This is a genomic window from Mesorhizobium sp. M0664 (assembly GCF_040320565.1).
GTDB lineage: Bacteria > Pseudomonadota > Alphaproteobacteria > Rhizobiales > Rhizobiaceae > Mesorhizobium.
The window spans coordinates 40,111-64,793 of the sequence record NZ_JAMYPW010000016.1 but is presented as its reverse complement, the minus strand read 5'-3'; the positions used below and the strand labels follow the sequence as shown (position 1 = coordinate 64,793).

Genomic DNA, 24,683 nt, shown 5'->3' with positions numbered 1-24,683 from the left:
ACTGTTGTCGTTCAGGCCGCGCGCAGGAAGAGGCGCGGGGTGTTTGCGGCGATCTGCTTGTGCCTGGGAGTGTGCGCGTCAAAGGAAAGCCGGCAACCGGCGCCTGCCATCGCGATCTCCGGCACTGCTGCCCGAGCAAAACCATCATGGACGATGCGCAGATGCGTGCCGCCGGAAACGGTGCGGTCGAGCGTAAAGGTGACGATGCTGTCCACTGGGCTGTCGTTCATTGCGCTGTCCAGGGGATTGCCGGGCGGCACCTGCGTATCGCCGGGCGCCGGCCGCTCCCGCCAGGAATAGCGCAGCAGCCGTCCGGGATCCGCGTCGAGGATTTCGCACTCGATCGGCGCATTCGGCGCTTTAAAGGCAAAGCGGTTGCCGATTTCGGGCTTGATGTCGTTCGGCATCATCCAGGCCGCGAGCAGGTCCGGCACCGTCAGCGCCCGCCACACCTGTTCCGGCGGTTCGGGCAGCTCGCACTCGAACTCGATCTTGTCTGCGGCCATTTCGGCGCGTTCTTTGCCTCGGTTGGTCATTGGTCCATGTCCTTCAAAACCGTCTTGAGCCTTTCGATGCGCTCTGGCCAGAACGCACGGTAGCGTTCGATCCAGCCGAGCAGTGGCGCAAGCCCCTTCGGATCGACGCGGTAATAGGCGTTGCGACCGGCCCGGCGCTCGACCACGAGGCCGGCGCCGCGCAGCACTGCGAGATGTTGCGATACCGCCGGCTGCGATACCGGTATGCCAGTGCGCAGTTCCGACACCGTCATCTCGCCGTCGGCGAGCCGCTCATAGACGGCGCGACGCGTTGGATCCGCTAGTGCCCGAAAAATGTCTGCTTCGATCATGCCGAAAGCATAAGTCAATACTTATCGGTTTGGCAAGCCGTGTTTTTTAAGACAGGCGGTATTTTTTAAGACAGGCGAGGTTTTACAAACTCGCTGGAAGCCAGCGTCTCACCATGTCGGGGGATCCGTTGAACGTCGCCTCGAAAACTGGTGACGCGAGCACAGCATGAATATGAAGCAATTCGGAGCCGACGTTTCGGAAGCCATGTTGCCTGTACGCGGCGACAACAAGCGACTGTCCGGCAGTCAAGACGAGATGCTCTTCGTCGATCCACATCTCGGCCCTGCCAGCGATGACGGTAAGTACTTCCTCGACCGGGTGCCAATGTGTCGGGGCGCCAACGGTGGGTTCGACCCATTGTTCAAACATGCAAAGTTGAGTTGCGCCGTTGCGGGCAGAGACATGCATGCGGGTCTTTACTCCCGTCCGCCACTCTTCTTGCGGCTGATCGTTATGCGCAACCATCTTCATGCGTTCGCCTCGATCCCATGGTCTGTGGAAATTCGACGCCAAGACACTACTTCTTACTGACAACTATTGACAGTGCAGGGCCTCTCCTATAGAACGAAAAGAGAACAAAAACCTTGTGGGAAAAGGCAGCGACGGCAGGCAGGGATTGTCCATAGCCTGTAAGGTGCGGCGACAAAAATTCGGTTTCGGATGAGCGCGGAGAAGTATCATGGCGGGTAGCGTCAACAAGGTCATTCTGGTGGGCAACCTCGGGGCGGACCCTGAAATCCGCCGCCTGAATTCGGGTGACCCGGTCGTCAACATCCGCATCGCGACGTCGGAAAGCTGGCGCGACAAGACGTCCGGAGAGCGCAAGGAAAAGACCGAGTGGCACAATGTCGTGATCTTCAACGACCAGATCGCCAAGGTGGCCGAGCAGTATCTGAAGAAGGGCATGAAGGTCTATGTCGAGGGCCAGCTGCAGACGCGCAAATGGCAGGACCAGACCGGCAATGACCGCTATACGACCGAAATCGTGTTGCAGAAATTCCGCGGCGAGCTGCAGATGCTCGATGCGCGGGGCGAGGGCGGCGGCCAGGTCGGCAACTATGCCGGTGGTGGTGCGAGCCGCGGTTCCGATTTCGGCCAGTCCGGCCCGGGCGAAAGTTTCAATCGCGGTGGCGCCAACAAGGGCGGCGGCGGTGGTTCGTCGCGCGAGCTGGACGACGAAATCCCGTTCTGATTTCTCGGGCGGACTGCCCTTGCGGCGAAAAGCGCCGGCACCTTGGCCACGAAATGGCGTCCCGAAAATCTGTCTTGGATTTTCGGGACGTTGTGCGTTTGAGCGGTGAAAGGACGTATCAGGTGAAGGCAAGGGTCAAATGGGTCGAGGAGCGCACTTTCGTTGGCGAGTCCGCCAATGGGCACAAGCTGGTGCTAGGCACTGCGTTCGGGCCGGAGGGCAAGACGCCGGGGCCGAGCCCAATGGAACTGGTGCTGATCGGCACTGGCGGCTGCTCGGCCTATGACGTGGTCCATATCCTCGAAAAGGGGCGCGAGGCGGTCGAAGATTGCGTGGTCGAACTCGATGCCGACCGTGCAGAAGCCGATCCCAGGGTGTTCACCCGCATTCACATGCATTTTGTCGTCAAGGGCCGGGCGCTATCACACGCCAAGGTGAAGCGGGCGATCGGGCTTTCGATCGAGAAATACTGCTCGGCCTCGGCAATGATGGCCAAGACTGCCGAGATTACCCACGACTTCGAAGTCATTGAAACGACAGCGAAGTAGGGCTGTTCCTACGTCGCCATCAGCGCCTTGATGCCGTCGGCGACGAACTGTACGGCGAGCGCCGCCAGGATGACGCCGAGCAGCCTTGTCAGGATCGAACGGCCGGTTTGGCCGAGGATACGGTCGATGCGCTCTGACAGCACGAACACCAGGTAGGTGATGACGAGGCAGATGGCGATGATGCCGACAAGGGCTGTCTGCGCGCCCAAACCCTGAAACGAGCTTGAGAGCAGGACGGTCGCCGAAATCGCGCCGGGACCGGCAATGAGCGGGATCGCCAGCGGAAAGGCGGCGATGTTGTGGATCATGTCCCTGGTGATGGCGACGTCGCCGATCTTCTCCTTGCGGTCCTGCCGGCGCTCGAACACCATTTCGAAGGCGATGAAGAACAGCAGAAAGCCGCCGGCGACGCGGAACGCCGGCAGAGTGATGCCGAAGACTGACAGGATCGACGCGCCGGCGATTGCGAACAACGCCATTACCAGGAAGGCGATGACCGAGGCGCGCACGGAGACCTGGTTGCGCTCCTCGCGGTTCATGCCGCGGGTCACGGCGAGGAAGAGCGGCGCCAGGCCGGGCGGATCGATCGTCACCAGCATGGTGACGAAGGCGTTGAACAGGCTGTCGAAGCTCGGCATGCTGACCCTCCCCGCCGGCAAAGCCGGATAACGGGATTGGTAGAGCAAAGCGGAGCCAGTGGAAACCGTGCGGATCAGGGGCTGACGGCCCGGCGCGCCAGAAACTCGACTTCAAGACGCCAGGTAGCGCCGTCGTCCTGTGAGCGTTCGCCCAGCCAGCGGAACGAATTTTCGGTGATGCGCGAAAAGCTCCAGCGCACAGCAGATCCGGTGCCGTCTGCGCCTTGCTGGATGATGGTATCGCCCTCCGCACGGCCGAGCTGGCGGCTGTAGTACTGATTGCGCGGATCGCTCCAGAAGATGTGCCAGGCGTCAACGCCGGGATCGTAGACGCGCAACGTCGTGCCATAGAAGGTCCATTTGCCGAGCGAGGGCGAGGGGCCGGCGTCACGGGCAGGCAGGATCCATACGTCCTGGATCGCGCGGCCTTCGAGCACCCAGCCGAAATGCACTTCGCCGCGCCCGGTCAGCACCTGACCGTCCTCGAGATGGCGCGTGGCGTCGAACGTCCAGGCGCCGACGAAGCGGCCATAAAGATTCAGTTTCTCGGCAAGGGCCGGTACGGGCCCATCGCTGTGCAGGGCCTTGGCAAAGGAATTGGACATGGCTTCGCTCTCATCTTGTCAGGAGACCGGCAAGCATAGAGGCCGACAGGGGTTCTGCGCTTGGGAAAAGTTGCTATGTTTCGGCGATGACGACGAGCGCGTACAGGCTGGCGTCGGGCCGAGGCTGGCAGGTGTCGGATGTCATCTGCACCGCCAGCGCCGCCGACAGGCCATTCGAGGAGGAGCATCGGGATTTCTGCGTTGCCGCCGTAACCAACGGCACCTTCCGCTATCGTGCGCGCGAGGGCACGGCGATGCTGGCGCCGGGCGCGCTCCTGCTCGGCAATCCCGGCACATGCTATGAATGCGGTCACGAGCATGGCGCCGGCGACCGCTGCCTCTCCTTCCATTTCGGGCCGGCCTATATGGAGCGGATCGTCGCCGACGTGCCGGGCACGAAGACGCTCGATTTCGGCACGCCGCGCCTGCCGCCCTTGCCGGCGCTGATGTCGCTGCTTGCCGAAGCGGAGGCGGCGCGCGAGACGGCCGACACCGGCGCGTTCGAGGAACTCGCCCTGCGCATTGCCGGTGCCGCGGTAACAGCGGCTTGCAGCGCTACGGATCGGGGACGGACGCCGAGCCGCCGTGACCAGAAGCGTGTCGCCGAAGCGGTGCGGCGCATCGAAGTCGATGCCGACCGGCCGATCTCGCTTGCCGAACTCGCCGACGAGACCGCCACCAGCCCTTACCATTTCCTGCGCACCTTCCGGCACGTTGCCGGTATGACGCCCTACCAATTCCTGCTGAGAGCGCGGCTGCACAGGGCAGCCGTGCGGCTGCGGACGTCGGATCAGACGATTTCGGCGATTGCCTTTTCGGCGGGATTCAACGATCTATCAACCTTCAATCGCCGTTTCCGGCGGCTGATGGGCGAGGCGCCGGGTACTTATCGCGCCCGCCGGCGACGCCCGTGAAAGGGTACACGGCCATATCGTCGCAATTGGTTTATCCTTTTGAATTTGCCGCTAAAAACCACACTGGAAAACTGCCGCGATTGTTGGAGTTTCAGGCTGGCTTCCTATATAAGCACCAAGTGATTCCTGATTAGATTGTGATCCGATTTGACCGACCAAAAGACACCGCGCGGCGCCGACGGCGGCCCCACCGGCATCGAGCCGATATCCATCATCGAGGAGATGCAGCGCTCCTATCTCGACTACGCCATGAGCGTGATCGTCAGCCGCGCATTGCCGGACGTGCGCGATGGCCTCAAGCCGGTGCATCGCCGCATCCTCTACGCCGCCTATGAGAGCGGCTATCACTGGAACCGCAAATATGTGAAATCGGCACGCCCGGTCGCCGACGTGATGGGTAAATACCATCCGCATGGCGACGCCTCTATCTACGACGCTTTGGTGCGCATGGCGCAGGATTGGTCGCTGCGCGTGCCGCTGATCGACGGGCAGGGCAATTTCGGCTCGATCGACGGCGATCCGCCGGCGGCGATGCGCTACACGGAATCGCGGCTGACCAAGGTCGCGCATGAGTTGCTGGAAGACATCGACAAGGACACCGTCGATTTCCAGGACACTTACGACGCGTCGGGCAGCGAACCGAAAGTCCTGCCGGCGCGCTTTCCGAACCTGTTGGTCAACGGCTCCGGCGGTATCGCCGTCGGCATGGCCACCAACATCCCGCCGCACAATCTGGGCGAGGTCTGCAACGGCGCCATTGCCCTCATCGATAATCCGGCGATCGACCTTCCGGCGCTGATGGAGATTATTCCGGGACCGGATTTCCCGACCGGCGGCATCGTGCTTGGCCGCTCCGGCATCTACAGCGCCTATTCGACCGGCCGCGGCTCCATCGTCATGCGCGGCCGCGTCAACGTCGAGGCGCGCGGCAACGATCGTGAATCGATCGTCATCACCGAGGTTCCCTATCAGGTGAACAAGGCGTCGATGATCGAGAAGATGGCCGAGCTGGTGCGCGACAAGCGCATCGAAGGCATTTCCGACATTCGCGACGAGAGCGACCGCCAGGGCTACCGCGTCGTCATCGAACTGAAGCGCGATGCCGTCGCCGATGTCATTCTCAACCAGCTTTACCGCTTCACCCCGCTGCAGACGTCCTTCGGCGCCAACATGGTGGCACTGAACGGCGGCAAGCCGGAATTGCTGACTCTGACCGACATGCTGAAGGCGTTCGTCGCCTTCCGTGAGGAGGTGATCAGCCGGCGCACGAAATTCCTGCTGCGCAAGGCGCGCGACCGCGCCCATGTGCTGGTCGGCCTTGCCATCGCTGTTGCCAACATCGATGAAGTCATCAAGCTGATCCGCAGCGCTCCGGACCCGCAGACGGCGCGCGAGCAGTTGATGGAGCGGCGCTGGCCTTCGGGCGACGTGGAATCGCTGATTCTTCTGATCGACGATCCGCGCCATCGCATCAACGAGGATGGCACCTACAATCTCTCCGAGGAGCAGGCGCGCGCCATCCTCGAACTGCGCCTGCAGCGCCTGACCGCGCTCGGCCGCGACGAGATCGCCGACGAGCTGAACACGATCGGCGACGAGATCAAGGACTACCTGGACATCCTCTCGTCCCGCGCCCGCGTCCAGCAGATCGTCAAGGACGAGCTCATCGCCGTTCGCGACGAGTTCGGCACGCCGCGCCGTACCGAGCTCGCCGAGGGCGGGGCGGACATGGAAGACGAGGACCTGATCCAGCGCGAGGACATGGTCGTCACGGTCAGCCATTCCGGCTACATCAAGCGCGTGCCGCTGTCGCTCTACCGGGCGCAGCGCCGCGGCGGCAAGGGCCGCTCCGGCATGTCGACCAAAGAAGAGGATTTCGTCACCCGGCTGTTCGTCGCCAACACGCACACGCCGGTGCTGTTCTTCTCCTCGCGCGGTATCGTCTACAAGGAAAAGGTCTGGCGCCTGCCGATCGGCAACCCACAATCGCGCGGCAAGGCGCTGATCAATATGCTGCCGCTCGAACAGGGCGAGCGCATCACCACGATCATGCCGCTGCCGGAGGATGAGACGAGTTGGGGCGAGCTCGACGTCATGTTTGCCACCACGCGCGGTACCGTGCGTCGCAACAAGCTGTCGGACTTCGTCCAGGTCAACCGCAACGGCAAGATCGCCATGAAGCTGGACGAGGAAGGCGACGAGATCCTCGGCGTCGAGACCTGCACCGACAATGACGACGTGCTTTTGACGGCAAGTTCCGGCCAGTGCATCCGCTTTCCGGTCAGCGACGTACGCGTCTTCCAGAGCCGCAATTCGGTCGGCGTGCGCGGCATTGCGATGGCCGATGGCGACCGGGTGATCTCGATGGCGGTGATCGAGCATGTCGATGCGCCGCCGGCGGAACGTGCCGCCTACCTCAAGCGGGTGGTGGCCGAACGCCGGCTCGCTGCTGACATCGCGGCCGGCGAGGAGGAAGAAATCCAGCTCACCAATGAAGAGGTCGGCGAAGAGGCGGAGCTTTCCGACGACCGCTATGAGTTCCTCAAGGCGCACGAGCAGTTCGTGTTGACGGTGACGGAATATGGCTACGGCAAGCGTTCATCGTCCTACGATTTCCGCCTGACCGGCCGTGGCGGCAAGGGTATTCGCGCCACCGACGTCTCGAAAACGGCCGAAATCGGCCGCCTGGTGGCGACCTTCCCGGTCGGCAATGACGATCAGATCATGCTGGTTTCGGATGGCGGCACCGTTATCCGCGTTCCGGTCAACGGCATTCGTTTCGCCAGCCGCGCCACCAAGGGCGTTACCATCTTCAATACCGCAGAGGGCGAGAAGGTCGTTTCGGTGGAGCGAATTTCAGAACCGCAAGCGGATGAAGAGATCGAAGAGAATGCTGAAAGCGGCGCTGTTGCCGATGCCGATGGTAGGGAGCCCGATACTTCCGTCGAGTGAGTTTGGCACGACGACGCCAGCCCTGTGGGCCGGCGTGTGAAGACACCCGCAATCTAGAAGCGGCGATAAGGCCTGCGGTTGCCGAAGCCTTCGAACCGCTTGGTGTTGGCCTTGGCGCGGACGCGCTGTGCTTCCTGATGCAACCCGAATACGGTGGCGATCAGCATGGCGACGGTCATTGCGGTGGCGAGCATGTAGATCAGCATGTGCGTGTTCTCCTGCGCCTAACAACGATTAGATGGGTGTTTGGTTTCATCTCCTGCAGCTGCAACTTAGTGAACACTGCGTGAAGCTGTTGTGAGCGGCACATTCATCTGTCGTTCACGTCGGCCAAAAGGTTCACGGCGCGGGCTGGCGATCGGATTTGCCTTTAGGAGAGAGGCTCGCTAGAAGCACCTGCCATGACCGAACGCATCGCCCTTTATGCCGGCTCTTTCGACCCGCTGACCAACGGCCATCTCGACGTGCTGAAGGCGTCGCTGGCCGTGGCGGATACAATCTATGCGGCGATCGGCATCCATCCCGGCAAGAAGCCGTTGTTTTCCTTCGAGGAACGGGTTGGCCTGATCGAAACGGCCGCGAAGGCAGAATTCGGCAGCGACGGTGCGCGTATCAAAGTAGTTGCCTTCGACGGGTTGGTAATCGACGCGGCCAGGAAGCATGGCGCCTCGATCATGATCCGCGGCCTGCGCGACGGCACCGACCTTGACTATGAGATGCAGATGGCCGGCATGAACGAGACCATGGCGCCGGAGCTGCAGACGGTGTTCCTGCCCGCCAGCCCTTCAGTGCGCACCATTACCGCCACACTTGTGCGCCAGATAGCTTCGATGGGAGGCGACATCCGCCCCTTCGTGCCGGCGGCCGTGGCCGGCGCGCTCACCGCCAAATTCGCGAAATAAAATGCATGTCACCCAAAAGTGGAACCCGGCTTTGGGTAACGACATGCATGAACGAAGATATTCGGAGAAAGATCCCATGCAGCTGAAAAAGCTTGCCTTCTTGCTTGCCGTGCTTGCCGGTCTTGTGACCGCATCCGTGTCGGCCTTTGCCGCCGATCCGGAAAACACCATGATCGTAACGCTGAAGGACGGCGACGTGACCATCGCGCTGAGGCCCGACCTTGCGCCGAAGCACGTCGCGCAGATCAAAAAGCTGGTGCGCCAGGGCGCCTACGACAACGTCGCCTTTCACCGCGTCATTGACGGCTTCATGGCGCAGACCGGCGACGTCAAGTTCGGCAACATGAAGAGCGGCTTCAATGCCGACGCTGTCGGCACCGGCGGCTCCGATCTTCCTGACCTGCCGGCCGAATTCTCCAGCACGGAGCACTACCAGCGCGGCGTGGTCGGCATGGCCCGCTCCGACGATCCGAATTCCGCCAATTCGCAATTCTTCATCATGTTCGCGCCGGCACCGCCGCTCGATGGCCAGTACACCATCGTTGGCAATGTCGTCAGCGGCATGGAGTTGGTGGACCACATCAAGAAAGGCGACGAGGCGCAGAACGGGACGGTGACCGACCCCGATCGCATGATCAAGGTGCGCATCGCCGCGGACGGCAAGTAACCCCAATTGTTCAAAAGGATATTTCTGACATGGCCGAAATCAAGGACCGCGAGAACGCGCTTATCATGGACACGACCAAGGGCAAGGTCGTCATCGAATTGTTTCCAGATCTGGCGCCCGGCCATGTCGGCCGTATCAAGGAGCTGGCGCGCGAAGGCGCCTATGACGGCGTGGTCTTCCACCGCGTCATCGACGGCTTCATGGCGCAGACCGGCGACGTGAAGTTCGGCAATTCCAACAAGCCGTCTTTCGCGCCATCGCGCGCCGGCACTGGCGGTTCCGACAAACCCGATCTGAAGGCCGAGTTCTCCAACGCCAACCACGGCCGCGGCACCTGCTCGATGGCGCGCTCGCAGAACCCGAACTCGGCCAATTCGCAGTTCTTCATCTGCTTCGACGATGCCGCCTTCCTCAACCGCCAGTACACGGTATGGGGCCAGGTCATCGAAGGCATGGACAACGTCGACAAGATCAAGCGCGGCGAACCGGTGCAGGATCCTGACAAGATCGTGTCGCTCAAGGTCGCGGCCGACGTGAAATGACCGGCCGGGCTGTCGCGGCAATCGCATTTGTGCTCGTCGCGGCGGCCACTCCGGCGCTGGCAACGGAATCGATCGTCTGCAGCGCCGACGGCGGCGCGGCATCGATCGACGTTTTGATGGGACACACGGCCGTCATTGCGGTCGCGCGTGTGTGGCTGGATGCCGGCGGCAAGACATGGACCACGGATGGACAGCCAGGCTCAACGAAAGTCATCGTTGGACAGGCATTCGAAGACGACGAGCGCATGCTGATCGACCTCACCGACGAAGGCATCAGTTCGATCGTCGCCAAATTGCGGCTGGTCAAGGCCAGCGAGCAGTCCAGCTTCGCGATGGGCGGCACATTGAGCATAGACGGTGTCGGCGCCTGGGCGGTGACCTGCCCGGAACCTTGAGGCGGGGATCTCTTGCGCGTCGACCTTTTCGACTTCGATCTGCCGGAGGAGCGCATCGCGCTTCGCCCAGCCGAGCCGCGCGACAGTGCCAGGATGCTGGTGGTCAGGCCGGGTGAGGGGCTCGAAGACCGGACGGTGCGCGACCTGCCGGCCCTGCTCAAGGCCGGTGATGTGCTGGTCTTCAACGACACCAAGGTCATTCCGGCACAGCTGAAAGGCATCAGGCGGCGCGGCGAGGCGGCGGCGCAGGTCGAAGCCACGCTGCATATGCGGATGGCGCCCGACCGCTGGCTCGCCTTCATGCGTCCGGGCAAGCGCATCGCCGCCGGCGATCGTATCCATTTCGGTCATGACGCCAATTCCTGCCTTCTCGGCCAGCTCGACGCGAACGTGATCGAGAAGGGAGAAGGCGGCGAGGTGCTGCTCGGCTTCGACCTGTCAGGTCCGTTCCTCGACGAGGCGCTGCATGCAGTCGGCCACATCCCGCTGCCGCCCTACATCGCCTCCAAGCGTGACGACGACGAACGCGACCGCAGCGACTATCAGACCATTTATGCGAGGGAGGAGGGCGCGGTCGCCGCGCCGACGGCAGGGCTGCATTTCACGCCGGAGCTGTTTGCGACGCTCGACGCCAAGGGCATAGAGCGCCGTTTCGTCACGCTGCATGTCGGCGCCGGCACGTTCCTGCCGGTGAAGGCGGACGACACCGCCGACCACAAGATGCACGCCGAAACCGGTTCGGTCAGCCCGGAAACCGCCGAGGCGCTGAATGCGGCGAAAGCAAAAGGAGGGCGCATTATCGCCGTCGGCACGACATCGCTGCGCTTATTGGAGAGCGCGGCTGGCGAGGACGGCAGGCTGGCCGCATGGTCAGGCCCGACAGACATCTTCATCACGCCCGGCTATCGTTTCAAGACCGCAGACTTGCTGATGACCAATTTCCATCTGCCGCGTTCGACGCTGTTCATGCTGGTTTCGGCCTTCTGCGGTTTGCAGACGATGCGGGCGGCCTATGCGCATGCCATCGAGAATCGCTACAGGTTTTATTCCTATGGAGACGCAAGTCTTCTGTTCAGGGAGGATACCGATGGACGATGACCTGGAAACCTTCGACCGGGAAGCCTTGATCGCCGAGGTCAGGAAACTGCGCGCCGGCATCCGCCAACACCGCGACGCCACCGGCCATGATCTGTGCTGGCACCATCCCGACCTCTGGTCACTTTTGCCCGAAAAGACCGACCCGGCGATTGCCGTGCCGCCGTGGCCGAAATTCATGCGCGGCTGCATCCGCTACCGGCAATCACTCGACAAGCAGGCCCCGGACGCGCCGGTATTCGACAAGGAGTTCGATGGCTAGGGAATTCAATGACTGACGCATTCACCTTCAAGGTGCTGGCGACCGACGGCAGGGCGCGGCGTGGTGCAATCACCATGCCGCGCGGGGAAATCCGCACGCCTGCCTTCATGCCGGTCGGTACCGGCGGCACGGTGAAGGCCATGTATGTGGATCAGGTGCGCGGCGTCGGCTCGGACATTATCCTCGGCAACACCTACCACCTGATGCTAAGACCCGGCGCCGAGCGCGTGGCGCGGCTCGGCGGCCTGCATGAATTCGCCCGCTGGCCGCATCCAATCCTGACCGACAGCGGCGGCTTCCAGGTGATGTCGCTGTCGAAGCTGCGGAAAGTGACCGAGAACGGCGTTACCTTCCGTTCGCATATCGACGGCGGCGCCTACGAGATGTCGCCGGAGCGTTCGATAGAGATCCAGGGGCTGCTCGATTCCGACATCCAGATGCAGCTCGACGAATGCACGGCTCTGCCGGCCAAGCAGAACGAGATCGAGCGTGCCATGGAGTTGTCGTTGCGCTGGGCCGAGCGTTGCAAGACGGCATTCGGCGAGCAGCCCGGCAAGGCGATGTTCGGCATTGTGCAAGGCGGCGACGTGCCGGATCTGCGGCTGCGCTCGGCGCAGGCGCTGAAGGCAATGGAGCTGAAGGGCTACGCGATCGGCGGGCTGGCTGTCGGCGAGCCGCAAGCGGTGATGCTGGAGATGCTCGACATCACTTGCCCGGAGCTGCCGGCTGACCGGCCGCGCTACCTGATGGGCGTCGGCACCCCGGACGACATTTTGAAGTCGGTGGCGCGCGGCATCGACATGTTCGACTGCGTGATGCCGACGCGGGCAGGGCGCCACGGCCTAGCCTACACACGGCGCGGCAAGGTCAATCTGCGCAACGCCCGCCATGCCGACGATCCGCGTCCGCTCGATGAGGCAAGCGACTGCCCGGCCGCACGCGACTATTCGAGGGCCTATTTGCATCATCTGGTGCGCTCGCAAGAGGCGCTTGGGGCGATGCTCCTGACCTGGAACAATCTGTCCTATTACCAGCAGCTGATGCGCGACATTCGTGAAGCGATCGAGGCTGGCAGGTTCGCCGAAGAAGCCGAGATCATCACGCAGCAATGGGCAAACGGTGACCTCGCCGTCCGGTAGGCATGCTCGCCAGGAATCCGGCTCCAGGGAGGAGTTGTCCCTGCCATGAACTGTTTTGAAACGACTGCCCAATAAGCATTGCCGGACGACATCGGGCGAGGATCAAGAACCTGTTCGTTTCGCGGCACGTTTCAGTTCCTGGCACGACGGTGCGGACGAACGGCATCGCTTCGCCTTCGCCCTCCGTGGCTGTCCAGCGATGGACGGCTGGGTCGTTGCTTGCCGCTCTGATAATCGCCGTGACCGGTCTGGTCTTGCGCTTGCTTGGCGCGCGCGGCGACCTTTGGCTGGACGAGATCTGGAGCTTTGCGCTGATCGAGCCGCTGACGTCGATCGACCAGATATTCTGGCACGTCAATCACGACAACAATCATTTCCTCAACTCGGTCTATCTCTATCTCATTGGCCCCGATGCTTCGCCGCTGATCCAGCGAGGTCTGTCGATAGCATTAGGCGTTGCCACGATCGCTGCGGCGGCAGCGAGCGCCGCATCGCGCGGACGACAGGCGATGATTACCACAAGCGTGTTGTTTGCCGTGAGCTACCCAATGGTCCATTACGGCTCGGAGGCGCGCGGCTATGCCGGCCTTGTGCTGTTCACGCTGCTTTCGGTGGTTTTTCTGGAGCGCCGGCTCGACAATAGACGGTGGTCTGGCGCGGCCTTGGCAGCGGCGATCCTTTTCGGCTTCCTGTGCCATCTCACCATGATCGGAATGGTGGCGGTCCTCGCAATCTGGACCGCCTGGCTCGCCTGGCAGCGTACGGCGAAGGTCGGCCGCGTCGTTGCGGACCTGGCGTCGATCTTCCTGCCGGGCTTGCTTGCCGTGCTGCCGCTGGCTGTCGGCGTGTTTGTCGGCTGCAGGCTGTTCGGCTTCAGTGTCGGTGGTGTTTCGCCATTCTCGATTGCCGCCTTCGCGCAGGGCTATGGCGGGATGATCCGCTCTCTGTTCGGCCTGCCACCCTGGTTTGGCGACGGGCCTTATATCGTTGCCGCCTGCGGTCTTGTCGGCCTCTCCGCCGGTGTCTGGCGCGGTCGTCGAGCCAGCCTTTATGCCATCGGGATTATCGGACTGCCTTTGCTCATGGCGGCGGCGCATCTGCCCAACCTTGAGTTCCCGCGCTATTTCATCATCAGCGGAACATTGCTGCTGCTCTGGGCCGGCGAGATGATTGGCCGCGGCTTGGATGCTCGCGGGACTGCCAGGCTGCTTGCGATGGGAGCGCTGGCGATCGTGGTGAGTGGAAGCATTTCGTCGCTGCTTCAGTTCTATCAATATGGACGCGGCTCCTACGCCGCTATCGTTGATGAAATGACCAGGAACGGCGCAACCACCTATGCCAGCGACGGTAATTTCCGCACCCCCATTGTCGTCAACTATTTTGCGGCGCGAATGGATCGTCGGGCATTGCTGGTTCCAGACGACGGGATGTGCACCGAACGGCCCGCCTGGCTAGTCCTCGAGGGGGACGTGGACAAACAAGCCGAACATATCGAACGGACGGCCGCATGCGCTCTGGCCTATGAACGGGCCGATGCGTCGAGGCATTGGGGGTTTTCAGGCCTGAGCTGGACGCTCTACCGGCGACAGGATTGAAACACCCCTTTAGGTGCTGAGCGACGTGGACGCACGCAGGCTGCAGCCGGTGATCCGAAAGCTGCCGTCAGGCTGTAGTTCGAGCGTGTAGACCGCCTCGTAGTCCTTGCCATCCGGGCCGACGATGAGCACTTGCTGGATGATCGAGGTCGGGCTCGTCTCGCGAACCTTGCCGAAGGAGTAGGTCTGCGGTTGGCGCACCGGCGGATAGCCTTTTGTCACCATGTTCATGAAGGTATCGACAGTCGGAAAGATGCGTTTCACATTCGGTGCGGCAAAGCTGTAGGCCGTCATTCCGTCATTGGCGATGAAGGCCCTCAACTGCCCATCGATGACTGTCTGCGCCGCTTTGACTTCGGCGTCGCCAGCAAAGGCCTGGGATGCGAAAATGAATGGAACGACTGCGAATGCGAAAAACGCGCGGCGCATGGCCTGTCTCCGTTGTCCCTGAGAAATCGCTGCCTGAAGGTACATGATACCATACGCTTTGCAGTGCTTCAGGGTTTCAGCCGAGCGCAAACATTCGGCGTGGCAGTCCGTGTCCGAGCCGAGAAAGCATTGTCGAGGCGAGAACAGCCTGAGCGATTGCCGATGCTTGAAAGCCGGGCGGCAGTCTGCCACAAGGGCCGCTCGATTAGAGCGTGCGATGTGAGCAGGACCAGGCAATGAAGGCATTTTTCGTGCAGATAAAGTGCGATCTGGGCAAGGCCTACGACGTTGCCAGCGCCCTGGCCGATGCCGAGATTGCTTCGGAAATCTACTCGACAGCCGGAAACTACGACCTGCTCGCCAAATTCTATGTCGACGACGAGGAAGACATCGGCCACTTTGTCAACGAGAAAGTGCAGATTCTTCCCGGCATCAAGGACACGTTCACGGTCGTCACCTTTCGCGCGTTTTGATCCGCATCCGGCATCTGCCCGGACACCAGGCAAAGCCTGATCAAGGCCCTATTGGTGCTGCCTTAATTTTAGGCAAGTGCGATATACTGATCGCCGGCGCCCAACAAATCACCGATTGCGCTTGATTTTCTCCAGCCAGGCCAGTGAAATGGCGCCACAGGGGAGTATGCGATTGGCAGCGTTCGATGAAATGCTTCCGGAAGTTTCCGGGCTGAGAAAACCGTATTCGGCTTACGATCGCTGGCTGAAGGAACAGGACCCGGCCAGACTTACCGAGAAGATGCAGGACGCCGAACGCGTCTTTCGCAAGACAGGCATCACTTTCGCCGTCTACGGCGAGCAGGAAGCATCGGAGCGGCTGATACCCTTCGATATCGTTCCGCGCATCATTTCGGGCAATGAATGGCGACGGCTGACGCAAGGCATCGAGCAGCGCGTCCAGGCGCTGAACGCCTTTCTCGACGACATCTACCATCGCCAGGAGATCTTACGCGCCGGCCGGGTGCCGAAGGAGTTGATCGCCAAGAACGAGGCGTTCCTGCCCGAGATGATCGGGGTGCGGCCGCCGGCCGGCGTCTATACCCACATCATCGGCGTCGACATCGTACGCATCAGCGAGAACGAGTTCTACGTGCTGGAGGACAATGCGCGCACGCCGTCCGGCGTCTCCTACATGCTGGAGAACCGCGAGACGATGATGCAGCTCTTTCCCGAGCTGTTCCAGCAGATCAAGGTGCGGCCAGTTGAGAATTACCCGCAGCTCTTGCGCCAGTCGCTGGCGGCAGTGCGGCCGCAAAGCACCAAGGGCGCGCCGACCATTGCCGTGCTGACGCCGGGCAGCTTCAACTCGGCCTATTTCGAACATGCTTTCCTTGCCGACCAGATGGGCGTGCAGCTTGTCGAGGGGCAGGATCTGCGCGTCGTCGATGGCCATGTCGCGATGCGCACCACCGAGGGCTACAAGCAGATCGACGTGCTTTACCGTCGTGTCGACGACTCGTTCCTCGATCCGCTGACCTTCCGCCCCGACTCGGCACTTGGCGTGCCGGGCATTATGGACGTCTACCGCGCCGGCAACATCACGATCGCCAATGCGCCGGGAACCGGCATCGCCGACGACAAGGCGATTTATTCCTACATGCCCGAGATCGTCGAATTCTATACCGGCCGCAAGGCGATCCTCGGCAACATCCCGACCTGGCGCTGCTCGGAGCCGGACAGCCTGAAATACGTGCTCGAGCACATCGATGAATTGGTTATCAAGGAGGTCCACGGTTCCGGCGGTTACGGCATGCTGGTCGGTCCGGCGGCGACCAAGAAGGAATGCGAGGAGTTTTCCAAAAAGCTCGCGGCAAAACCGTCGAACTACATCGCCCAGCCGACGCTGGCGCTGTCGACCTGTCCGATCCTGACGGACAAGGGGCTGGCGCCGCGCCATGTCGATCTGCGCCCCTATGTGCTGGTTTCCGACCGTATCCAGATCGTGCCCGGCGGGCTGACCCGAGTAGCGCTCAAGGAAGGCTCGCTGGTCGTCAATTCCTCGCAAGGCGGGGGCACGAAGGATACGTGGGTGTTGGATGATTAGAGTGAAAGTAGTGAATAGTGAATAGTGAATAGTGAATAGTGAATAGTGAATAGTGAATAGTGAATAGTGAATAGGTAAGGATGTGGGTCGTTGATGTTGGTGAAATGCCCTGAAGTGAAGCGCGCGGAACCGTGCCCTGGAATCCGGATAGTCACCATTCACCATTCACCTTTCACTATTCACCACAGGACCGCCTGACATGCTTCTCGGCCGCACCGCCAACGGGCTCTACTGGATGAACCGCTACATCGAGCGGGCGGAAAACATGGCGCGGCTGGTGGATGCCGGCTTGCGCATGGCGCTGACTCGTACTCAGAACGCTTCGGAGGAGTGGAATTCGGTGCTGCTCAGCGCCGGTTCGGACGCCAGCTTCACGCAGAAATATTCCGACTACACCGCCGCCAATGTCGCCGACTATCTGCTGCGCGACACATCGAACCCGTCGAGCACGATGTCGTCTATCGAAACGGCCCGTAACAATGCCCGCATGGTGCGTACCGCACTGACGCGTGAAACCTGGGAAAGCATCAACGAAGCCTGGATGTCGCTGAAGCGGATGCTGGCCAAGCCGATCGACGAGCGCGACCTGCCCAACGCGCTCGACGCAATCAAGCGCGAGACGGCGCTGATCCGCGGCTCGTTCTACGGCACGATGCTGCGCAACGAGATTTTCGATTTTTCGCAGCTCGGCACGTATGTCGAACGCGCCGACAACACCGCGCGCATCCTGGATGTGAAATACTACGTGCTGTTGCCGTCGATCTCCTGGGTCGGCTCGACGCTCGACAACTACCAGTGGGAATCGATCCTGCGCTCGGTGTCGGCGCACCGTTCCTATCGCTGGGTCTATGATGCCGACTACAAGCCGAGCAACATCGCCGATTATCTGATCCTCAACGTCCGCATGCCGCGCTCGCTGACCTTTTGCTACCGCTTCCTGACGGAGCATCTCAAATTCCTGGGTGACGACTATGGGGAGCGCCACGCCTGTCATGCGACGGCTGCCAAGACCCAGGCCATGCTGACGGCCGGGTCGATCAAGGATATTTTCGACGCCGGCCTGCACGAATTCCTGGCCAATTTCATCCGCGACAACACCAGGCTCGGCGACGAGATCGCGCAGGATTACAGGTTCTATTGAGCATGATCCCAAAAAGCGGAGACCGGTTTTCGGAAAAGCTCATGCTCCAGGGACGAGTGCGATGCGGCTGAAGATCACCCACCGGACCGAATACCGCTACGATGCGCCGGTGCATTATCTGTTGCAGCGTTTGCGGCTGCTCCCGGTGAACGGGCGCACCCAGACGGTGCTGTCCTGGGCGCTGAGGATCGAAGGCGCACGCGAGGAAGTGCGCTTCACCGACCATTTCGGCAATGATACCCGGCTGTTGAGCGTCGAGGGCGAGCGCGACTTCATCACCGTCGAAGCAGCCGGCGAAGTGGTGACGCGCGACACCGCTGGCGTCTGCGGACCGCACCAGGGTTTCGCGCCGCTCTGGCTGTTCGGCCAGGAAACGCCGCTGACGACGATCGGAAGCGGCATTCGCGAGCTTGCTGCCTCGGTCGGCAAGGGTACCGACATCGAAAGGCTGCACCGGTTGATGGCGGTGATCGGCGAGCGCGTCGCTTATACGCCGGACACCACCAACGTGACGACGCCGGCCGAAGAGGCCTTGGCGCTCAAGACCGGCGTTTGCCAGGACCACAGCCACATCTTCGTTGCCGCGGCGCGTGCCATGGATTTTCCGGCCCGCTATATCAGCGGCTACCTGATGATGGATGCGGCCATCGAGCAGGCGGCAAGCCACGCCTGGGCCGAGGCGCATATCTCGGGCCTCGGCTGGGTCGCCTTCGATGTCGCCAACGGCATTTCTCCGGACGAGCGTTATGTGAAGGTGGCGACCGGCCGCGATTATCGCGACGCCACGCCGGTATCTGGAATTCGGCTGGGACAGGCGGAAGAACAGCTTGCGGTCACCGTCACCGTGGAGCAGTAATCCCCGGCAAGATTGTTGCCAAAGAGATTCGATGACCTATTGCGTCGGCCTGAAGATCGATCGCGGGCTCGTGTTCATGTCGGACACGCGCACCAACGCCGGCATGGATTCGATCTCGACCTTCAGGAAGATGCATGTCTGGGAAGAGCCGGGCGAGCGCGTCATCGTTTTGATGTCGGCCGGCAATCTGGCGACGACGCAGGCCGTGGTCAGCCTGCTCGACGAACGCACCAAGGCAGTGGCGGAGCGCCGTGCCACACTGCTCGAAACGCCCTCCATGTACCAGACAGTCCGGTTGGTCGGAGACACCGTCAAGGAGGTCATCGCCAGTTCGTCGCCGGCGGGCGAAAAGGCGGATTCCTACTTCAACGCCTCCTTCATCCTCGGCGGTCAGATCAAGGGCAGCGCGCCGCGCCTGTTCATGATCTATCCGGAAGGCAATTTCATCGAATCCACCGACGACACGCCGTTCTTCCAGATCGGAGAGACCAAATACGGCAAGCCGATCATTATCCGTGCGTATGAAAGGACCATGAGTTTCGCCGAGACGGTGAAGTTGCTGCTGGTGTCGTTCGACTCGACGCTGAAGTCGAACCTGTCGGTCGGCCTGCCGCTCGACCTGCTGTTCTATGAAAAGGACACTTTCAAGGTCGGCCTCAAAAAGCGAATAACCCAGGACGATCAATATTATCGTACGATCTCGGATAGCTGGTCGAACGCGCTGAAGACCGCCTTTGCCAGTCTGCCTGATTTTCCCGAATGAAAACCTTCGTTTTTCGTGCTCTTTGATCGCGGCTCGATGAGGCGCTAGGGAGGCGAAGATGAATAGCAACGAATTCCGCGAATGGTCGCTGCGAGCGGCTGAATGGGGCGTCGACTACAGAAACGGCCTTCGCGAAACACCGGTGCGGCCGCTTGTCGAGCCGGGCGAAATCTTCAAAAGCATCGATGCCGCGCCGCCGGAAGACAGCGAAACGATGCAGGCAATCTTCGCCGATTTCGAACAAAAGATCTTGCCGGGCATGACGCACTGGCAGCATCCGCGTTTCTTCGCCTATTTCCCGGCTAACGCGGCACCGGTCTCCGTGGTGGCCGAGTATCTGGTTTCCGCGATGGCCGCGCAATGCATGCTCTGGCAGACCTCGCCGGCGGCAACCGAGCTCGAGACGCGTGTCGTCGACTGGATGCGGCAGGCGCTTGGTTTGCCGGAGGGATTTTCCGGCGTCATGCAGGATTCGGCTTCATCGGCGACGCTTGCCGCCGTGCTGACAATGCGCGAGCGCGCGCTCGACTGGCAAGGCAACAAGAACGGCTTGCAAGGGCAGCCGGTCGTGCGGATCTACTCTTCCGACCAGGTCCATACTTCTATCGACCGGGCGATCTGGGTGTCGGGCATCGGCGAGGCGAACCTCGTGCGCATTCCGGTCGCCGGACGCTTCCGCGCCATGCAGACGGCGGCTCTGGAAGCCGCGATCGTTACCGACCGCGAAAACGGCATGCTGCCGGCGGGCATCATCGCCAGCGTCGGCGGCACAAGTACCGGCGGCACCGACAATGTGGCGGCTGTTGCCGAGGTGGCGAAGCGGCACGGGCTCTACCTGCATGTCGATGCCGCATGGGCCGGCTCCGCCATGATCTGCCACGAGTTCCGGCATTTCTGGACCGGCGCCGAAAATGCCGATTCCATCGTCTTCAACCCGCATAAATGGTTGGGGGCACAGTTCGATTGCTCGATGCAGTTCATCCGCCAGCCGGAAGACCTGGTCCGCACGCTGGCGATCAAGCCCGAATTCCTGAAAACGCATGGCCGCGACGGGGTCATCAACTACTCCGAATGGTCGGTGCCGCTCGGACGGAGGTTCCGCGCTCTGAAACTTTGGTTCCTGCTGCGTGCGCATGGCTTGGAAAATCTGCGGAACATGATCCGCAACCATGTTGCCTGGAGCGAGAGCCTCGCCGCGCGGCTGGCTCGGGAACCGGATTTCGAGATCGTCACGGAACCGATGCTGTCGCTATTCTCATTCCGCCATCTCGCGGCTGCGGCCATCGACTCTGACGAGCACAATTTGCGGTTGGTCAGCGCGATCAACGATGACGGCCGCATTTACCTGACGCAGACCCGGGTGGACGGGCAGGTGGCGATCCGCTTTCAGGTCGGGCAGTTCGAAACGACTGCGGCGGACGTCGATACTGCGTTCGAGGTCATCACTGAGATCGCGCGTGGGCTGAGTTGATAGCCTCGTCGAGATCGCGCCGGAGCTTTTCTCGCTGCAGTCGTCCGATTTTCATTAGCCGGCCCATACCTGTTCATGGCTTTCGTTTTCAGCTATAGACGAGAAAAACGAAAATGAGAGGGTTGCTAGATGTATCTGTCGCCGCGTCATTCCGAAATCATCCAGATGGCCAAGGACCATGGCCGCGTACTGGTCGAGGAGCTGGCGACGCATTTCAACGTGACGCCGCAGACGATCCGCAAGGATCTCAACGATCTCTGCGACCAGCGGCTTTTGTCCCGCATCCATGGCGGGGCATTGTTCCCCTCCGGCATCGAGAACATGGAATATGAGGCTCGGCGCAAGATCGCCGCCGAGGAGAAGGAGGCGATCGGCCGCGCAGCAGCCCGGCTGATCCCCGACAACGCGTCTCTGTTCATCAATATCGGGACAACGACGGAAGCTGTCAGCAAGTCGCTTCTCGATCACAGCGGCCTGATGGTCATCACCAATAACATCAATGTTGCCAACAGGATGCGCATATATCCTTCGATCGAGGTGGTGATCGCCGGCGGTGTCGTCCGCGGTTCCGACGGCGGTGTGGTCGGCGAGGCCGCGGTCGATTTCATCAGGCAGTTCAAGGTCGATTTTGCGGTGATCGGCGCCTCGGCCATCGACCATGACGGCGCACTGCTCGACTTCGATTTTCGCGAGGTGAAGGTGGCTCAGGCGATCATCGCCAACGCCCGACATGTGATCCTGGTGTCGGACCAGACCAAATTCGAGCGCACCGCGCCCGTCCGCATCGGCCATCTGTCGCAGGTCAACACCTTTATCACCGATCGTTGCGACATCCCGTCGGTGCGTAAGATCTGCCAGGAGGCAGAAGTTCAGCTGATCGAAACGTCGCTCTCCTAGAGATGCCGTAGCGGCATCTTCCGCCCATCATATTTCGTTTGACATTCGTTATCATTTCGAAATAATTCCGCTACGGTTTCGCAAGAACCCAAAAATGCTGCAATGCGAAGTCGAGGGAGGATTCTTTGAGCGCATCACCGATTCATGACATTTTCGTCATCGGTGGCGGCATCAATGGCTGCGGCATCGCCCGCGATGCCGTTGGACGTGGCTTTTCGGTCTTTCTTGCCGAGATGAACGATCTGGCCAGCGGGACCTCTTCCGGCTCGACCAAACTGATCCATGGCGGCTTGCGCTATCTCGAATTCTACGAATTCCGCCTGGTACGCGAAGCGCTGATGGAACGCGAGGTCCTGTGGAGGAACGCGCCGCACATCATCTGGCCGATGCGCTTCGTGCTGCCATACGCCAAGGGGCTGCGTCCGGCCTGGCTGATCCGGCTCGGGCTTTTCCTCTACGACCATATTGGCGGGCGCAAATTGCTGCCGCCGACGAAAACGCTGGACATGGCTAAGGATCCGGCCGGCAAGCCGCTGAAGCCGCTGTTTCGAAAGGCGTTCGAATATTCGGACGGTTGGGTCAACGATGCCCGGCTGGTTGTGTTGAACGCCCGCGACGCTGCCGAACGCGGTGCAACCATTCGAACCCGAACAAAGGTCGTCAGCGCACGCCGCGAAGGCAATCTCTGGACGGTCAGGCTTGAAAATGTGCGGACCGGCGATACCGAGGAGGTCAAGGCGCGGCTGCTGGTCAATGCCGCCGGCCCGTGGGTCGATCAGGTGCTGTCGGCCACCGTCGGCCTGAACGACGTGCACAATGTCCGCCTCGTACAAGGCAGCCATATCGTCGTGGGCAAGAAATTCGACGACCCACGCGCCTATTTCTTTCAGAACAAGGACGGGCGCATCATTTTCGCCATCCCTTACGAGGACGAATTCACGCTCATCGGCACCACCGACCGTGACTATCCCGGCGATCCGCACGACGTCAGGATCAGTGACGCCGAGATCGGCTATCTCTGCGCTGCGGCAAGCGAATATTTCGCGCAGCCGGTCAAGCCGTCGGATATCGTCTGGACCTATTCCGCGGTGCGACCGCTCTACGACGATGGCGCCTCAAAGGCGCAGGAAGCCACCCGAGACTATGTGCTGAAGGCCGATGGAGGCGAGGGTGCCGCCCCGATCGTCAACGCCTTTGGCGGCAAGATCACGACCTACCGCCGATTGTCGGAATCGATGCTCGAGAAGATCGAGGGTTTTCTCGGCAAGCGCGGCAAACCATGGACGGCAAACGCGCCGCTGCCCGGCGGTGACTTTCCCGTCACCGGCTTCGATGCCGAGGTGGCGAAATTGAAAACGGCGTACCCGTTCCTCGACGCCCGGCTGGCCCGCCGGTTGACCCGGCTCTACGGCACCCGCGCAAGGAAGCTGCTGGGCCTCGCCAAGTCGAACGTCGATCTTGGCCGCAACTTCGGCGCCGATCTCTACGAAGCCGAGGTGCGCTACCTCGTCGAAAACGAATGGGCGATGACTGCCGAGGATGTATTGTGGCGCCGGACCAAGCGCGGCCTGCGTCTCAGCCGTGAGCAGGCGGCAGTGCTCGACGAGTTCATGCGCGGAATAAGCCGGCAGCACGTAGCGGCTGCCGAATAGGAACGGCCGACTGATGCAGAAAGCCTGGGAGGAGGCATCATGCTTGAACTGAGAAACGTGACGAAGACGGTGGGTGCGGCGGAACATATCCGCGACGTCTCGCTGACGCTTCAGCACGGCTCGCTCAACGTCCTGCTCGGGCCGACGCTCTCCGGCAAGACCAGCCTGATGCGGCTGATGGCGGGCCTCGACGTGCCGACCTCGGGCTCGGTCTGGTTTGATGGCAAGGATGTCACCGGCATGCCGGTGCAAAAGCGCAACGTCGCCATGGTCTACCAGCAATTCATCAATTATCCGGCGATGACGGTCTACGAAAACATCGCCTCACCGCTGCGGGTGGCCGGCACGGATCAGGCAACGATCGACAGGGAGGTGCGCAATGCCGCCGCCCTTCTCAAACTAACGCCCTATCTCGACCGGACGCCTCTCAGTCTGTCGGGCGGCCAGCAGCAGCGCACCGCGCTGGCCCGCGCGATCGTCAAGAATGCCAGCCTCGTGCTGCTCGACGAGCCGCTCGCCAATCTCGACTACAAGCTGCGCGAAGAATTACGCGCGGAACTGCCGAAAGTCTTCGCGGCCGCCGGTACAATCTTTGTTTATGCCACGACCGAGCCGCACGAAGCCTTGCTGCTCGGCGGCAACACGGCGACGCTTTCCGAAGGCAGCATCACCCAGTTCGGGCCGACCATCGAAGTGTTCCGCAAACCGGTTGATCTGGTGACGGCGAGAACCTTCGCCGATCCGCCGCTCAACACCATCGTGCTTGCCAAGAAGGGTCTGGATTTCCTGCTCGAGGGCGGCGTGAAATTGCCGGTGCCGGCGGAACTCTTCGGCATTGCTGATGCGATCTATACGATCGGCTTCCAGCCGCATCATTTGTCCCTCGATCGGCCCAACGCCGCCGCAGTGCCGGTGCGCGCAAAGGTGACGATCACCGAGATCACCGGATCGGAAAGCTTCGTCCATCTCGATTTTGCCGATGCGCGCTGGGTCATGCTGACCCATGGCATTCGCGACTTCGAGCCGGACGAGGAGGTCGAGGTGTTCATCGACCCGCGCCACATCATGGTCTTCGACGAGCACGGCCGTGCCGTGGCCGCGCCGAAGCTGGCGGCCTAGGAG

General features: G+C 61.6%; 28 protein-coding genes. 21 read left to right on the top strand and 7 right to left on the bottom strand.

Annotation, left to right across the window (positions count from 1 at the left end):
• Nucleotides 1–11 precede the first annotated feature (11 nt).
• From NKI39_RS16780 to NKI39_RS16770, 3 genes are all read right to left on the bottom strand, one after another.
• On the bottom strand, nucleotides 12–536 hold the full coding sequence (locus NKI39_RS16780) for an SRPBCC family protein (protein ID WP_352682875.1): 525 nt from the start codon (nucleotides 534–536) through the stop codon (nucleotides 12–14).
• On the bottom strand, nucleotides 533–847 hold the full coding sequence (locus NKI39_RS16775) for an ArsR/SmtB family transcription factor (protein WP_352448759.1): 315 nt from the start codon (nucleotides 845–847) through the stop codon (nucleotides 533–535). Before NKI39_RS16775 ends, NKI39_RS16780 begins: the two co-directional genes overlap by 4 nt.
• 82 nt (nucleotides 848–929) lie before the next feature.
• Nucleotides 930–1,319 carry a cupin domain-containing protein gene (locus NKI39_RS16770; RefSeq protein WP_352471700.1) on the bottom strand — a complete coding sequence of 130 codons (390 nt, stop codon included), beginning with the start codon at nucleotides 1,317–1,319 and terminating at the stop codon, nucleotides 930–932.
• 208 nt (nucleotides 1,320–1,527) lie between these two features.
• On the opposite strand from NKI39_RS16770, the gene NKI39_RS16765 reads away from it, so the two are divergent.
• Together NKI39_RS16765 and NKI39_RS16760 are read left to right on the top strand one after the other, a co-directional pair.
• Nucleotides 1,528–2,040 (top strand): single-stranded DNA-binding protein, encoded by a 513-nt coding sequence (locus NKI39_RS16765; RefSeq protein WP_352448761.1) that lies wholly within the window; start codon nucleotides 1,528–1,530, stop codon nucleotides 2,038–2,040.
• Between the two features lie 122 nt (nucleotides 2,041–2,162).
• A complete protein-coding gene (locus tag NKI39_RS16760) occupies nucleotides 2,163–2,588 on the top strand; it encodes an OsmC family protein (RefSeq protein ID WP_352770376.1) in 426 nt (141 codons plus the stop codon).
• An 8-nt stretch (nucleotides 2,589–2,596) separates the two neighbouring features.
• Here NKI39_RS16760 and NKI39_RS16755 read toward each other — a convergent pair whose 3' ends face one another.
• Together NKI39_RS16755 and NKI39_RS16750 are read right to left on the bottom strand one after the other, a co-directional pair.
• On the bottom strand, nucleotides 2,597–3,226 hold the full coding sequence (locus NKI39_RS16755) for a MarC family protein (RefSeq protein WP_352833098.1): 630 nt from the start codon (nucleotides 3,224–3,226) through the stop codon (nucleotides 2,597–2,599).
• A gap of 74 nt (nucleotides 3,227–3,300) precedes the next feature.
• Nucleotides 3,301–3,831: a hypothetical protein gene (locus NKI39_RS16750; protein WP_352455708.1), complete on the bottom strand. Its 531-nt coding sequence runs from the start codon at nucleotides 3,829–3,831 to the stop codon at nucleotides 3,301–3,303.
• An 86-nt stretch (nucleotides 3,832–3,917) separates the two neighbouring features.
• Here NKI39_RS16750 and NKI39_RS16745 point away from each other — a divergent pair, with 86 nt between their 5' ends.
• Complete coding sequence (locus NKI39_RS16745) at nucleotides 3,918–4,745, top strand: helix-turn-helix transcriptional regulator (RefSeq protein ID WP_352833095.1); 828 nt, start codon at nucleotides 3,918–3,920, stop codon at nucleotides 4,743–4,745.
• Between the two features lie 147 nt (nucleotides 4,746–4,892).
• A complete protein-coding gene (gene gyrA / locus NKI39_RS16740) occupies nucleotides 4,893–7,697 on the top strand; it encodes a DNA gyrase subunit A (RefSeq protein WP_352471697.1) in 2,805 nt (934 codons plus the stop codon).
• Nucleotides 7,698–7,750: 53 nt separating this feature from the next.
• Here gyrA and NKI39_RS16735 read toward each other — a convergent pair whose 3' ends face one another.
• A complete protein-coding gene (locus NKI39_RS16735; protein WP_352540595.1) occupies nucleotides 7,751–7,903 on the bottom strand; it encodes a hypothetical protein in 153 nt (50 codons plus the stop codon).
• A gap of 195 nt (nucleotides 7,904–8,098) precedes the next feature.
• Here NKI39_RS16735 and coaD point away from each other — a divergent pair, with 195 nt between their 5' ends.
• From coaD to NKI39_RS16695, 8 genes are all read left to right on the top strand, one after another.
• On the top strand, nucleotides 8,099–8,599 hold the full coding sequence (coaD, locus tag NKI39_RS16730) for a pantetheine-phosphate adenylyltransferase (RefSeq protein WP_352448768.1): 501 nt from the start codon (nucleotides 8,099–8,101) through the stop codon (nucleotides 8,597–8,599).
• A gap of 76 nt (nucleotides 8,600–8,675) precedes the next feature.
• On the top strand, nucleotides 8,676–9,266 hold the full coding sequence (locus tag NKI39_RS16725) for a peptidylprolyl isomerase (RefSeq protein ID WP_352471695.1): 591 nt from the start codon (nucleotides 8,676–8,678) through the stop codon (nucleotides 9,264–9,266).
• Between the two features lie 29 nt (nucleotides 9,267–9,295).
• Nucleotides 9,296–9,808, top strand: coding sequence for a peptidylprolyl isomerase (locus NKI39_RS16720; protein WP_254817363.1), 513 nt, complete (start codon nucleotides 9,296–9,298; stop codon nucleotides 9,806–9,808).
• A complete protein-coding gene (locus NKI39_RS16715) occupies nucleotides 9,805–10,203 on the top strand; it encodes a hypothetical protein (RefSeq protein WP_352682863.1) in 399 nt (132 codons plus the stop codon). Before NKI39_RS16720 ends, NKI39_RS16715 begins: the two co-directional genes overlap by 4 nt.
• A 12-nt stretch (nucleotides 10,204–10,215) precedes the next feature.
• A complete protein-coding gene (queA, locus tag NKI39_RS16710; protein ID WP_352682861.1) occupies nucleotides 10,216–11,301 on the top strand; it encodes a tRNA preQ1(34) S-adenosylmethionine ribosyltransferase-isomerase QueA in 1,086 nt (361 codons plus the stop codon).
• Nucleotides 11,291–11,560: a hypothetical protein gene (locus NKI39_RS16705; RefSeq protein WP_352471691.1), complete on the top strand. Its 270-nt coding sequence runs from the start codon at nucleotides 11,291–11,293 to the stop codon at nucleotides 11,558–11,560. Before queA ends, NKI39_RS16705 begins: the two co-directional genes overlap by 11 nt.
• Before the next feature lie 8 nt (nucleotides 11,561–11,568).
• On the top strand, nucleotides 11,569–12,699 hold the full coding sequence (gene tgt / locus NKI39_RS16700) for a tRNA guanosine(34) transglycosylase Tgt (RefSeq protein WP_352833092.1): 1,131 nt from the start codon (nucleotides 11,569–11,571) through the stop codon (nucleotides 12,697–12,699).
• Nucleotides 12,700–12,938: 239 nt separating this feature from the next.
• Nucleotides 12,939–14,294 (top strand): glycosyltransferase family protein, encoded by a 1,356-nt coding sequence (locus NKI39_RS16695; RefSeq protein WP_352833089.1) that lies wholly within the window; start codon nucleotides 12,939–12,941, stop codon nucleotides 14,292–14,294.
• 9 nt (nucleotides 14,295–14,303) lie between these two features.
• Here the strand turns inward: NKI39_RS16695 and NKI39_RS16690 are convergent, their stop codons facing one another.
• Nucleotides 14,304–14,723, bottom strand: a complete 420-nt coding sequence (locus NKI39_RS16690; protein WP_352455762.1) for a DUF4864 domain-containing protein — start codon at nucleotides 14,721–14,723, stop codon at nucleotides 14,304–14,306.
• A gap of 236 nt (nucleotides 14,724–14,959) precedes the next feature.
• Here NKI39_RS16690 and NKI39_RS16685 point away from each other — a divergent pair, with 236 nt between their 5' ends.
• From NKI39_RS16685 to NKI39_RS16645, 9 genes are all read left to right on the top strand, one after another.
• Nucleotides 14,960–15,196, top strand: a complete 237-nt coding sequence (locus NKI39_RS16685; RefSeq protein ID WP_023674883.1) for an Lrp/AsnC ligand binding domain-containing protein — start codon at nucleotides 14,960–14,962, stop codon at nucleotides 15,194–15,196.
• Between the two features lie 172 nt (nucleotides 15,197–15,368).
• On the top strand, nucleotides 15,369–16,781 hold the full coding sequence (locus NKI39_RS16680; protein WP_352613762.1) for a circularly permuted type 2 ATP-grasp protein: 1,413 nt from the start codon (nucleotides 15,369–15,371) through the stop codon (nucleotides 16,779–16,781).
• Nucleotides 16,782–16,980: 199 nt separating this feature from the next.
• Complete coding sequence (locus NKI39_RS16675; RefSeq protein ID WP_023674885.1) at nucleotides 16,981–17,922, top strand: alpha-E domain-containing protein; 942 nt, start codon at nucleotides 16,981–16,983, stop codon at nucleotides 17,920–17,922.
• Between the two features lie 61 nt (nucleotides 17,923–17,983).
• Complete coding sequence (locus NKI39_RS16670) at nucleotides 17,984–18,778, top strand: transglutaminase family protein (protein WP_352682855.1); 795 nt, start codon at nucleotides 17,984–17,986, stop codon at nucleotides 18,776–18,778.
• 31 nt (nucleotides 18,779–18,809) lie between these two features.
• Nucleotides 18,810–19,541 (top strand): proteasome-type protease, encoded by a 732-nt coding sequence (locus NKI39_RS16665; RefSeq protein WP_254817354.1) that lies wholly within the window; start codon nucleotides 18,810–18,812, stop codon nucleotides 19,539–19,541.
• Nucleotides 19,542–19,599: 58 nt separating this feature from the next.
• On the top strand, nucleotides 19,600–21,012 hold the full coding sequence (locus NKI39_RS16660) for a pyridoxal phosphate-dependent decarboxylase family protein (protein WP_352502507.1): 1,413 nt from the start codon (nucleotides 19,600–19,602) through the stop codon (nucleotides 21,010–21,012).
• A gap of 129 nt (nucleotides 21,013–21,141) precedes the next feature.
• Nucleotides 21,142–21,909 (top strand): DeoR/GlpR family DNA-binding transcription regulator, encoded by a 768-nt coding sequence (locus tag NKI39_RS16655; RefSeq protein WP_023674889.1) that lies wholly within the window; start codon nucleotides 21,142–21,144, stop codon nucleotides 21,907–21,909.
• 125 nt (nucleotides 21,910–22,034) lie between these two features.
• Nucleotides 22,035–23,561, top strand: coding sequence for a glycerol-3-phosphate dehydrogenase (gene glpD / locus NKI39_RS16650; protein WP_352833086.1), 1,527 nt, complete (start codon nucleotides 22,035–22,037; stop codon nucleotides 23,559–23,561).
• A 39-nt stretch (nucleotides 23,562–23,600) separates the two neighbouring features.
• Nucleotides 23,601–24,680: an ABC transporter ATP-binding protein gene (locus tag NKI39_RS16645; protein WP_352540586.1), complete on the top strand. Its 1,080-nt coding sequence runs from the start codon at nucleotides 23,601–23,603 to the stop codon at nucleotides 24,678–24,680.
• Nucleotides 24,681–24,683 lie beyond the last annotated feature (3 nt).

Excerpts from the sequence above, each read along its gene's own strand:
- NKI39_RS16780 (WP_352682875.1), bottom strand. The coding sequence starts at position 536 with ATGACCAACCGAGGCAAAGAACGCGCCGAAATGGCCGCAGACAAGATC.
- NKI39_RS16775 (WP_352448759.1), bottom strand. The coding sequence starts at position 847 with ATGATCGAAGCAGACATTTTTCGGGCACTAGCGGATCCAACGCGTCGC.
- NKI39_RS16770 (WP_352471700.1), bottom strand. The coding sequence starts at position 1,319 with ATGAAGATGGTTGCGCATAACGATCAGCCGCAAGAAGAGTGGCGGACG.
- NKI39_RS16765 (WP_352448761.1), top strand. The coding sequence starts at position 1,528 with ATGGCGGGTAGCGTCAACAAGGTCATTCTGGTGGGCAACCTCGGGGCG.
- NKI39_RS16755 (WP_352833098.1), bottom strand. The coding sequence starts at position 3,226 with ATGCCGAGCTTCGACAGCCTGTTCAACGCCTTCGTCACCATGCTGGTG.
- NKI39_RS16750 (WP_352455708.1), bottom strand. The coding sequence starts at position 3,831 with ATGTCCAATTCCTTTGCCAAGGCCCTGCACAGCGATGGGCCCGTACCG.
- NKI39_RS16745 (WP_352833095.1), top strand. The coding sequence starts at position 3,918 with ATGACGACGAGCGCGTACAGGCTGGCGTCGGGCCGAGGCTGGCAGGTG.
- NKI39_RS16735 (WP_352540595.1), bottom strand. The coding sequence starts at position 7,903 with ATGCTGATCTACATGCTCGCCACCGCAATGACCGTCGCCATGCTGATC.
- coaD (WP_352448768.1), top strand. The coding sequence starts at position 8,099 with ATGACCGAACGCATCGCCCTTTATGCCGGCTCTTTCGACCCGCTGACC.
- NKI39_RS16725 (WP_352471695.1), top strand. The coding sequence starts at position 8,676 with ATGCAGCTGAAAAAGCTTGCCTTCTTGCTTGCCGTGCTTGCCGGTCTT.
- NKI39_RS16720 (WP_254817363.1), top strand. The coding sequence starts at position 9,296 with ATGGCCGAAATCAAGGACCGCGAGAACGCGCTTATCATGGACACGACC.
- NKI39_RS16715 (WP_352682863.1), top strand. The coding sequence starts at position 9,805 with ATGACCGGCCGGGCTGTCGCGGCAATCGCATTTGTGCTCGTCGCGGCG.
- NKI39_RS16705 (WP_352471691.1), top strand. The coding sequence starts at position 11,291 with ATGGACGATGACCTGGAAACCTTCGACCGGGAAGCCTTGATCGCCGAG.
- tgt (WP_352833092.1), top strand. The coding sequence starts at position 11,569 with ATGACTGACGCATTCACCTTCAAGGTGCTGGCGACCGACGGCAGGGCG.
- NKI39_RS16690 (WP_352455762.1), bottom strand. The coding sequence starts at position 14,723 with ATGCGCCGCGCGTTTTTCGCATTCGCAGTCGTTCCATTCATTTTCGCA.
- NKI39_RS16685 (WP_023674883.1), top strand. The coding sequence starts at position 14,960 with ATGAAGGCATTTTTCGTGCAGATAAAGTGCGATCTGGGCAAGGCCTAC.
- NKI39_RS16675 (WP_023674885.1), top strand. The coding sequence starts at position 16,981 with ATGCTTCTCGGCCGCACCGCCAACGGGCTCTACTGGATGAACCGCTAC.
- NKI39_RS16670 (WP_352682855.1), top strand. The coding sequence starts at position 17,984 with ATGCGGCTGAAGATCACCCACCGGACCGAATACCGCTACGATGCGCCG.
- NKI39_RS16665 (WP_254817354.1), top strand. The coding sequence starts at position 18,810 with ATGACCTATTGCGTCGGCCTGAAGATCGATCGCGGGCTCGTGTTCATG.
- NKI39_RS16660 (WP_352502507.1), top strand. The coding sequence starts at position 19,600 with ATGAATAGCAACGAATTCCGCGAATGGTCGCTGCGAGCGGCTGAATGG.
- NKI39_RS16655 (WP_023674889.1), top strand. The coding sequence starts at position 21,142 with ATGTATCTGTCGCCGCGTCATTCCGAAATCATCCAGATGGCCAAGGAC.
- NKI39_RS16645 (WP_352540586.1), top strand. The coding sequence starts at position 23,601 with ATGCTTGAACTGAGAAACGTGACGAAGACGGTGGGTGCGGCGGAACAT.